Source organism: Psychrobacter sp. APC 3426, assembly GCF_030408035.1.
Classification (GTDB): domain Bacteria; phylum Pseudomonadota; class Gammaproteobacteria; order Pseudomonadales; family Moraxellaceae; genus Psychrobacter.
In genome coordinates, this window is sequence record NZ_JASDCF010000033.1 from 22417 (window position 1) to 32261 (window position 9845).

6 protein-coding genes are annotated in these 9845 nt (G+C 37.7%); 2 read left to right on the top strand and 4 right to left on the bottom strand.

Annotated features, from left to right (window positions below; all coding sequences use genetic code 11):
• Positions 1-30: 30 nt before the first annotated feature.
• The 4 genes from QL919_RS12765 to QL919_RS12780 all read right to left on the bottom strand — a co-directional run bounded on the left by QL919_RS12765 (position 31) and on the right by QL919_RS12780 (position 5497).
• Entirely contained in the window at positions 31-1410 is a 1380-nt protein-coding gene (locus tag QL919_RS12765; RefSeq protein ID WP_290189862.1) for a UDP-glucose/GDP-mannose dehydrogenase family protein, read from the bottom strand.
• A 282-nt stretch (positions 1411-1692) separates the two neighbouring features.
• On the bottom strand, positions 1693-3363 hold the full coding sequence (gene pgi / locus QL919_RS12770; RefSeq protein ID WP_290189863.1) for a glucose-6-phosphate isomerase: 1671 nt from the start codon (positions 3361-3363) through the stop codon (positions 1693-1695).
• A 3-nt stretch (positions 3364-3366) separates the two neighbouring features.
• Positions 3367-4260 (bottom strand): UTP--glucose-1-phosphate uridylyltransferase, encoded by an 894-nt coding sequence (locus tag QL919_RS12775; RefSeq protein ID WP_290189864.1) that lies wholly within the window; start codon positions 4258-4260, stop codon positions 3367-3369.
• A 121-nt stretch (positions 4261-4381) separates the two neighbouring features.
• On the bottom strand, positions 4382-5497 hold the full coding sequence (locus QL919_RS12780; RefSeq protein ID WP_290189865.1) for a hypothetical protein: 1116 nt from the start codon (positions 5495-5497) through the stop codon (positions 4382-4384).
• Between the two features lie 795 nt (positions 5498-6292).
• Between QL919_RS12780 and QL919_RS12785 the strand changes: the two genes are divergently transcribed.
• Together QL919_RS12785 and QL919_RS12790 are read left to right on the top strand one after the other, a co-directional pair.
• Positions 6293-8089: a hypothetical protein gene (locus QL919_RS12785; RefSeq protein ID WP_290189866.1), complete on the top strand. Its 1797-nt coding sequence runs from the start codon at positions 6293-6295 to the stop codon at positions 8087-8089.
• A 446-nt stretch (positions 8090-8535) separates the two neighbouring features.
• Positions 8536-9756 (top strand): hypothetical protein, encoded by a 1221-nt coding sequence (locus tag QL919_RS12790; protein ID WP_290189867.1) that lies wholly within the window; start codon positions 8536-8538, stop codon positions 9754-9756.
• Positions 9757-9845 lie beyond the last annotated feature (89 nt).

A 9845-nucleotide genomic window follows, 5' to 3' on the forward strand; every position in this document is an offset into this window, starting at 1 on the left:
TTGTTTAATAAAACTGTTTAATAAAGCAGGTTATTTAGCACGACCAATACCCATATAGCCACCTACCAAACGCTCGATTTGCGTGCGGGTTAATGCGTTTTGCGCATCAAAAATAGGTTGCGCCGTCTGATTAATTTGGTTCACATCTAAGTCACTATCTAAAGGCCAGCTCATGATAAACAACGCTTGTGTATCAACCAATGGCGCATAAGGATCGTCAACCAATTCTAATAAAGGCTGCTGACCATATAGTGCTTGTAGTTCAGTCTGTGCTTTGTCACTATAGACCAGCGTCTGAATATTATAAGACCACAGTAGCGCTAATAATGGATGGATAGCAGATCCTACAGTACGCCCTGACCCTGATTTATAACTACCACCCCAAATCATCACGGTCTTGTTATCGATAAAGCCATCAAAATATTGCCAAAATTTGCGGAATATCAGCTCCTTTTGATCTTCATTAATATGTATAACTGACTGTAGCAATGGCATATCCACGCGGCTCGCCTGCCCCGACTGCTGCAATTGCAAAAGCTCAGTAGGCAGGGTATTACCACCAAAACCCCATCCCGCTTGTAGGTAACTACTGCCAACGCGATCATCCAAACCCATGATATGACTGACTTGCTGAATATCAATATCATGACTATCGGCAAGACGCGACATCTCATTCATAAAGCTAACCCGCGTCGCCAGCATACTCATAATACTGCTACGGGCAAACTCTATCGTAGCGATATCCGCATAATGACGAGCACGAGCTTGTTGCATCAAAGGTTGCAGCGTACTTAGATGCTGACTGCTGCTATCCGCTGTCTTTTCACCAAGTAGCCACAAGGAAGGATTCAACATCGAGCTATAAGCATCACCGTCTTGTAAGAATACAAACGGTATGTAGTATACCCACGCACGTTGCAAGCGTTGGGCGAGTGCTGAGATATGCCCTAATTGCTCAATGCCACTTATAATCACAGGCAACGTCTGCTGATGACTATGATTGAAAGCGGTAATCCAGCTCTCCTCCAACCATACTGACTTTATACTGTCCAAAAATAACCAATAAAGCGCCACTTCTGAGCTTTGTTCGCGGTCGCTATCATCATTATGATGAGATGCTTCACCTGTTATTTCATAGATTTGCAACAGCTTATCGGCGCTACTTGGCAACGCTTGACTGATAATCTGCTCTTGCTGATCATACATCTGCCATAACGCCTGCAAATGGCGCTCAAAGCTATATTGCTGCAACTGCTGCTCTAGCATCTCTAAGTCTGCATATAAATGTACAGTCTGACCTAAGCTTGCTAGCACCACGGCACTGGTAATGGCTTCGATACCATGACCAATGATGACACAGACTTTTGCTTTATTATTAATATTATCGGCATGGCTTAGATTAACAGGCATCTTATATCCTTTTTTGATGGCAAAACATTTAGATTATAATTACAAAAACTACCTGACTCTAAACATGTTGGCGTAGGCTGTGGCTTTAGCGAAGCAATGCGCTATATTTTCCAAAGTATCTTACAGAAATTTTATTTAAAGAATTTCTCTTGCGAAACTAAAATTGCAGTGCAATTTTTTAACGTTTCTCAGGGCTAAAGCCACAGCCTACAAGAAAGTCTACTAAATTGAAATTTGGGCAAAGTTATAAACTTTAAGATGATAGCTTTAAAATGACAACTGCTAAGACAGCTGTCTAATATGCTGTAAGAGCTGATCGGTGGAGGTATCAAATTGACCACTGTCCTCTTGCTGCATCGCATGATGCACCGACTCAGCCATTTGCTTGCCCATCTCGACGCCCCATTGATCAAACGGATTGATATCCCAAATGCTGGCCATGACATAGACCTTATGCTCGTAAAGCGCTATCAATGCGCCTAAGCTATGCGGCGTCAGCTCATCAATCAGTAATGTGGTTGACGGTTGATTCCCATGGTAGTACTTATATTTATCCGCATGAGATACTGTCTTTGGATCGGCCAGATCTGTTACAGCCGCATTGCCAAATGCCAATACTCGACTTTGCGCCAGACAATTCGCTAAAGACAATTCGTGCTGTTGTTGCAATGATGAGTTTCGCGCCTCATCACCGTAGCGACGTACGCAAGCGATAAAGTCACAGGAGACCTGCTGCGTGCCTTGATGCAGCAGCTGATAGAATGCATGTTGCGCATTTGAGCCAATTTCACCCCATAGAATTGGACACGTATCATAGTCAATATGATCCCCATTCCGAGTAACTGACTTGCCATTACTCTCCATCTCTAGCTGGGTTAAATAGCTGGGTAAATATCCCAATCGACCGTCATAAGGCAATACGGTGTGTGCATTTACTTGTAAAAAAGTACTGTTCCAAACAGCCAGCAAGCCTAGCAATACTGGTAAATTATCAGCAAAGTCCACCTGTGTAAAATGCTCATCCATACTATGAGCACCGCTCAATAAAGCCTTAAAGCCACTCATTCCAATACGAATAGCAATAGCAAGTCCTATCGCTGACCATAAAGAAAAGCGACCGCCGACCCACTCCCAAAGCTGCAACTGATGCTCAGGATGAATTCCCCAAGCACTCATTTTTTCACTATTGGCTGAAATGCCAATAAAATGCCGACGCAATACACTATCTTCTGTACCTGCACGGAGCTTTGCCGTTGCAAGTAGCCAAGATAATGCTGTCTTAGCATTTGATAATGTGTCAACCGTACCAAAGGATTTGGAAGAGATAATAAATAGCGTGGTTTCAGGGTTTAAATGCTTAAGCAAATTATCAAGCTGAGTACCGTCCATATTAGAGACAAAATGCACCTCAATGCTGGTATCCGCCCATTCATCAAGCGCCGTAGTCGCCATGAGTGGGCCTAGATCAGAACCGCCAACCCCAATATTGACAACATCTGTAATTGCCTTGCCAGAAAACCCGCGCCATATACCATTGCGCACGCGCTCAGATAGGCGCGCTACTTGTGACAAACTATGATGTACATCAGCGACGATATTTTGTCCATCGACTTGTAATGTCGCTGTCGCTGGCAATCGTAATGCTGTGTGCAATGCAGCACGCTGCTCGCTGGTATTTACCATCGCCCCTTGTAGTAACGAATCAATACGAGCATCTAGCTCACAACTATCAGCCAAACTCAGTAAGTTAGATAATACTGCCTGATCGATACGCTGCTTACTAAAATCCATATACAGCGCACCAGCCTGCACGCTAAAATGCTTAGCGCGATAATCATCTTGCGAGAATAGCTGTGCAAGCGACCATGGATGTTTTGCAAGCGTCTGTAGTTGCTGCCAGTATTTAGAATGTCGAGCACTGCTATATGTCTTGTCGCCCTTTATCTCATTCATCAGCTACTCATCATCTGCTAATTGCTGCTCGGCAAAGTAGATGAATGCCTGCATATACGAGCGCATACTGCCTGCATCGTAGCTATCACCACGCATGGTCGTGACATGGACACCATATTCACTAATGAGCGCGTCAATCGCATCTGTCAGCTGAATCTCACCACCGACAGATGCTTTCGTATTGGCTAAGTAATCAAAGATATGGTTGCTAAATACATAGCGCCCTACCACAGCCAGATTTGAAGGAGCATCATCTAAATTGGGCTTTTCTACAAAACCAGCCACTTTAAAGCTAGTATTAGTATTTATTTCTTCACCAATGTCATTAGTATCACTGAGCTTTTCATCTAGTTGAGCGATACCATACTTATGTATGTCTTCATCCGCTACTTGATCGACCAATATCTGTGAGTGACCATCTGTAGCAAAGGCATCTAGCATAAAAGCCAAATTGTCAGCAGACATATCAGTGGTAAATGGATCAAGTACGACATCAGGCAATAATACGGCAAAGTCATGCTCACCAATGACTGGTCGCGCTGCCAGTACTGCATGTCCCAAACCTAACGCCTTACCTTGACGTATCATCGACACAGTCACATCTTCTGGCAACCAATTTAAGCTATCAGCCAACTCATCTTTGCCTTTATGACGCAATTGGTTATCCAATTCCGCATTGATATCAAAGTAGTTTTCTATCGCGCTTTTTTGTGCATGACCGACCAAGACAATATGCTTAATACCTGCTGCAATCGCCTCTTCAACCACGTAATGAATAGCAGGACGATTGCCAAGCGGTAACAACTCTTTTGGCACAGATTTCGACAATGGCAGCATACGGGTGCCAAAGCCTGCGACAGGAATAACGGCGTGAGTGATGTTGTTAGGTCCAATCATATAAATACAGCACCTTGTTAAGAAAAGTTTTATCTTTCAAAAGAATATCATTATTTTAAAAATAACAATAACAATAACTACAATAAGCCATAACTAAAATATCGTTTGAACTTCCTACTTCTTAGCCTTCAAGATCAGAACAAGCCGCTTTCTCAGCCAATAACTTTTTAATAACGTCTTCTACTTCAACTGTTTCATTCTTATCAAAATCAAAATATTTAGGATACAGGATATAGGCAGCAGCAAGAATCTCCTCTACTGTTCGCTTTACTTTCCGCCGCAAGTTTGGCTGACGATCATCGGTGACACCCCAACCAGAATAAAAAGGACAACCGAAAGTTGTAACTGATATGTTCCTTAGTAGAGCCTCAAACCCTGCTTGAGAGGTTATCGTATACACATGATCAATTGTTTCTAATGACTGTGCAAGTGGAATATCATCTACTAATACCTCACAAATATCGGCGACCTCCTTTGGGTCTGAAAGCATTTTACGCTTTTGAAGTAAGACATCTGGATGAGGTTTGTAGATAACTTGAGAGGAAGGATTTTCACTTACTGCTAAACGTACTAAGTCATTGTTTGTAATCGGGCTTGCGCAACCATATTTTATAGATGCGTCATCCTCAACTTGTCCAAGAACTAAAACCCGTTTTTTAGTTTTTTCTCCATAGATACTATTTATGTCGACATCAGAACTATGGTTATACTTGCTTATGCCAGTATTTAATAGTGTGCTTTTTAGTCGTCTAGCACGGGCTAACAACTCTAAATCTGAGGCAAAGTCATAATTATTGAGGATATCTTCCAACTCTGATACTTGTTGTGCATTAAAGTAGATTGTTTTGGAATCAAAATTTAATGACATAGGTGGAGTATGCTCAGAACCCAAACCTATTGAACGTATAAAACCATCTTCGACATATGTAATTTTTGCACTACTGTCTTTAATGATTTCAGGTAAAGTCATACCCCAAACCAAAACCTCAATATTATTATCGATAATATGAGGCAGATACTTTCTTTTGAGTAAAGACTCATTCAAGTTTATAGGAATATATACAATTGTTTTATTTGGATAAAACTTCTCTAAGTAAGGTCGTTTCCACTCTTTAATATTAAAAGCAAATACAGTTTTTTTTGGATCTACTTTAAGGTGTTTACGATTATTGATAAAGTCAATAAAGAACTGCTTGGGATTTAATACTAACTTTCTGGTTAATCTATACAGTATCATTAAGAAACCTATTAAAAAGTCACTTTCTTAAAGCGACTTACTTCATTTCCAAATTTGTGATATCAAATCGAATTTATTATTAAGTTATGCTAAAGATTTTAAGGCTTTTATATAGCTCTGACGTTTAGGCTGCAATTTAACTGCTTCTAGTAGCTAGGCCTTGGCTAGTGATTTATTACCTAACTCTAAATAAATCATAGCAAGATCATACTTGGACTGATATGAATCTGACCATCTCTTTTGAATATCTTGATGTACCTTTACAGCCTCTTCTAGTAATCCAATCCGACGTAGGTAATACATGAAATCAACATGACATTCGACAATCTCTATCTTAAAGCCAATATAAATAATATATGCTTTTCACAACTTGATACGCTTCAGACTTATATAGTAAGTATTTTTTAACATCAAATAGATGTATATCAAATGAGTATGAGAAAGATTTTATCATGCATTAAGGCATCTGTTACGACTTATGTGAGATGAGATTTTAGAAGTACGAACATAAGTATAAATCATAATATCATAATAGACTAAATTCTACGTTACGATACTGTCTTGGATAGATAGTATTTCATGAGATATTGCTGTATGTCATTATCGACTACCTACCTGCAAAGTGTTATATTGAGACCCATTTGTACAAGTAGCTGAACTATATTTGTAAGATAGTATTATCTCTTAGATTAATAGCTTCTGCAAACGAAAGCCGTAAGGCTATTAAAGAATATTGTCAATTTAATCTTTCATAATGATAATGCTCTACAAATTCATACATATTGAGACAATTTAATGAAAATTCAAAACCTAGCTTTTTTTCAAAACAGAGATACAACTAAAACAGAAGTGCAAGTTTATGGTACTCCATACCATTGTGCTCAGGCAGAACTCATTGAACGATATAAAAAATTATCTTTAGAAGACTTTTTGGAACAAGAGGCACGCCACGGAATTGGTAATTATGCAATAGTGGACTTCAACCATCTAACCACCAGAGTAATTACTTCTACTGCATATTGTGGTGGTTATTTCTATGAAGATTCAACTGGCGTTCGAGTAGGAACTACACTCAAAAGCGTTCTTCCTGAAAAGCCTATTTTTGATGAATTCGGGTTATGTTTTTTCTTGACACCTCACCCTAAAACAGCTTTTAGTCAAATGCCATTGAGTACTGTCTTTAAAAATGTATATCGTATTCCGCCTGCCTCAGTATTTGAATTCACTGAAGGTGTGAAAACTAACTCGTACTTGTATCTATCATATGGTCGTCGTACTGCTCCACCTGTAAGCTTTGAAGATGCATTGTGGGAAGTGGCACAGAAAATGTCTGATTCTTTCAAAGAAAAAAACATTAAGCCTATATTGTTTTTTTCGGGTGGTGCTGATTGCTTAGTATTATATTTAGCGTTAGCTCACCTCATGGGTAAGGATAATATTCGTGTCATTACTATGCAAACCTTAGGTAAAAGATCAAAATCAAATGGACATGAAAGAGCTGTACCTGTAGCTAGAAACTGCGGCATGAAAATAGAAATCTTACCAGATAACTCATTAACTTCACCAAATGTTGCTAAATTAGTAGCTTCGATGATGAGTAAAGATATGATTGGCTCAGTTTCTCCTCATTTAGCATTAGAAGATTGCGATGCAAATGTACCTATAATCCATGGTCAAAACATGGATGCAGTTGCTTTGAACACTATGGATGCAATTCAGTTTAATTTGGAGAAAGGCTATTTAACAGATGCTATTTTACCAAAAGTTAATGAAAAGACTGAACTAAAACAGTACAAAGCATTTATTAATAACTTGGTTAATACAGCAGAGTTTTTGAGTGAGACTGAGTTTCAAAAAACCTCAGCTAAATCTTTTGCAAAACAATTTGGTGGTATCCCCGATCCAGAGCCTGGCGGTAAAGGAATTATACGGGGTTTATTAACAAGCCAATATCCAAATGTTCTACCTTATCCTAAGCGTCCTGCAAGCCACTGTAAAATGCTTGATGCTGCGAATAGAGAAGTTGAACTGTATAAAGATTTCGTGAATGAAATAGACTTGGCGGGTCAGAGAACCGCTGATGTTGCACGCTTTTGTACCTATTCAGCTATTGCTTCTAAGCGATTAACAACATTTTCAATATCTTCAGGTAGTCGACCTGAATTATTAGCAATGTCTGGGCCAATAACTTCATATTTTATAGGCAAGAAGAAGAGTATGCTTGAAGCTAGTCAGCCCAAGCGTGAAATATATGACTTTATCAAAAAAATGACAGGTAAAAACTACTCAGAACTAGTAGTTCAAAACTCTGAGGATCGTATTTTACTTGATGAGTTAGATATTTCAGTACGAAACGAAGATAAACTACTAACAGATTATTCTGCGAACCTTAAAGTTGACAAATTGAAAATTCTTGACTGTATTGAAGATGAAAGAATCAAATCTAATATAACTAAGTTATTTGAAGAAAAAATAGGCAAAGCTCCAGGCTTTGAACGCCAAATACTTAATCTAGAACTTCTTTTACTAAGTCATCAAGAGGATAGTGAGTTTACGAACCCTAATCAAAATGTCAAAAAAAAAACACCCTAAAATATGAAAAACTACTTTCTATAGGTAAAGATTTAGAGTCGCAGAAAAAAACACAGGAAGCAGAAAAAATATATCAACAGGCTTTTGAGGATTACCCTGAAGAGCCTGCTAGTTTAGAATGCTTAATTAATATTTCTCAACGCAGTAAAAACTTCCATATTGTCATAGAGCTGACTCAAATTTTTATTATAAAATTTCCAAAAATATGGAATAGTTATTGGCAAGATTCAAAAGTCGAAAATAAAATACATATTGGATATGTAAGTGCTTTATTACACGTAAATAAAACTGAAAAAGCAAAAAATATCGCTTCTACTTTGTTAACCAAATATCCAAACAGTGTCTCAGTACACTATGTTTTAATGCTAATACATCAGAAGATAAAAGATTATCATAATTCTTTTAGTTATTTTGAGTCATCTATCACACTCACTGATAATGAATTAGTGAAAAAGGATTTGATAATCTTATCTAAAACAACCTTTACTGAGCTAAGATTTTTTGATAAATACGAAGATCTAATAAATGAGTTAGTAGAGAAATTCCCTAACCGACCTGACGTATTATCGGCTTGGCTAGAACTACCTATGTTAGCTCTTCCTTTGATAAAATCTTGGGAAATAAGCATTAAGAAACTTCAAAAGATATTAGACAAAAAAAATCCTCATATAAAGTTTTTAGACAAATATGCCGGTCTACTACTTTCTACTGAAAGAATAGAAGAAGCTGATGACTTTCTGCGTCAGCAGCTTAAAATTCGACCTAAACATTTAGGTCTTAATAGAAAATATTGTATTTGTGCTCATCATAGAAAAAATTGGGAAGAAGCAGAAAGGAGACTCGATAATTATTATAGTCTTTTTCCAAATGACAAATCAGATACCTTTTTTTATTATATGCATGTTTTATATAAACTTAACAAGTTCGATAAGTTGAAAACCAAATATAAAAAATTTAACTCTATAAGATTTGAGAATATTAATAAAAACGATAATTTAGACGAACTTCAAATTCGTTTGCTATTAAGAGATTACGAAAACCTCCCTATCTTAAATACTGTCATACCTTTCAATATAAAAAGCAAATTTGAGAGACTCTACGATGCCAATAATATTTCAATAAGAAAAGTGATTAATAATCCTGAAAGTGAAGTTCTATTTGTATGTCTTGGCGGCATACATCCCTATGCACCTAAACAGTATACGTTGAATAATTTTGAAAATACATACTACTTTGATAAGACTGTAAAATCTAAGGAACAAAGTCACTCCTTTCAAGGTCTAGCAAATAAAACAAAACAATTTAATTACCTGTTAATAAACGATTTTAGTAGCAGTTACGGGTTATTGAATAAAGATTTATTTTTAAAAAAAATTGAAGAAAGTGTAAAATCAATAAATCACAAGTACTTAGTTTGTATTGGTAGTTCAGCTGGTGCCTTTTCGAGCATAATGATTGGTCAATTGCTAAAAGCAAATGTCGTATTTGCTTTTATGGCGAGAACTCAGGCATTCCTTAGTCGAACTCACGAATTTTATCGAGACTTACATATAAGTTCGCGTTTGTTTAAACCTCAAGATATAGATATTGGATATCTGCAATATAGAAGTGGAGGTTTCTACCCTAAAGTGAACCGCCCCGGGATTGTCGGAGACTCAATTTTCTGAGAGAATACGACAATGAAAACACGAAACTATACCCCTGAAATGCAAGAGCGAGCCGTCCGTATGCTAATTGAAGCTAAAGACGACTACCC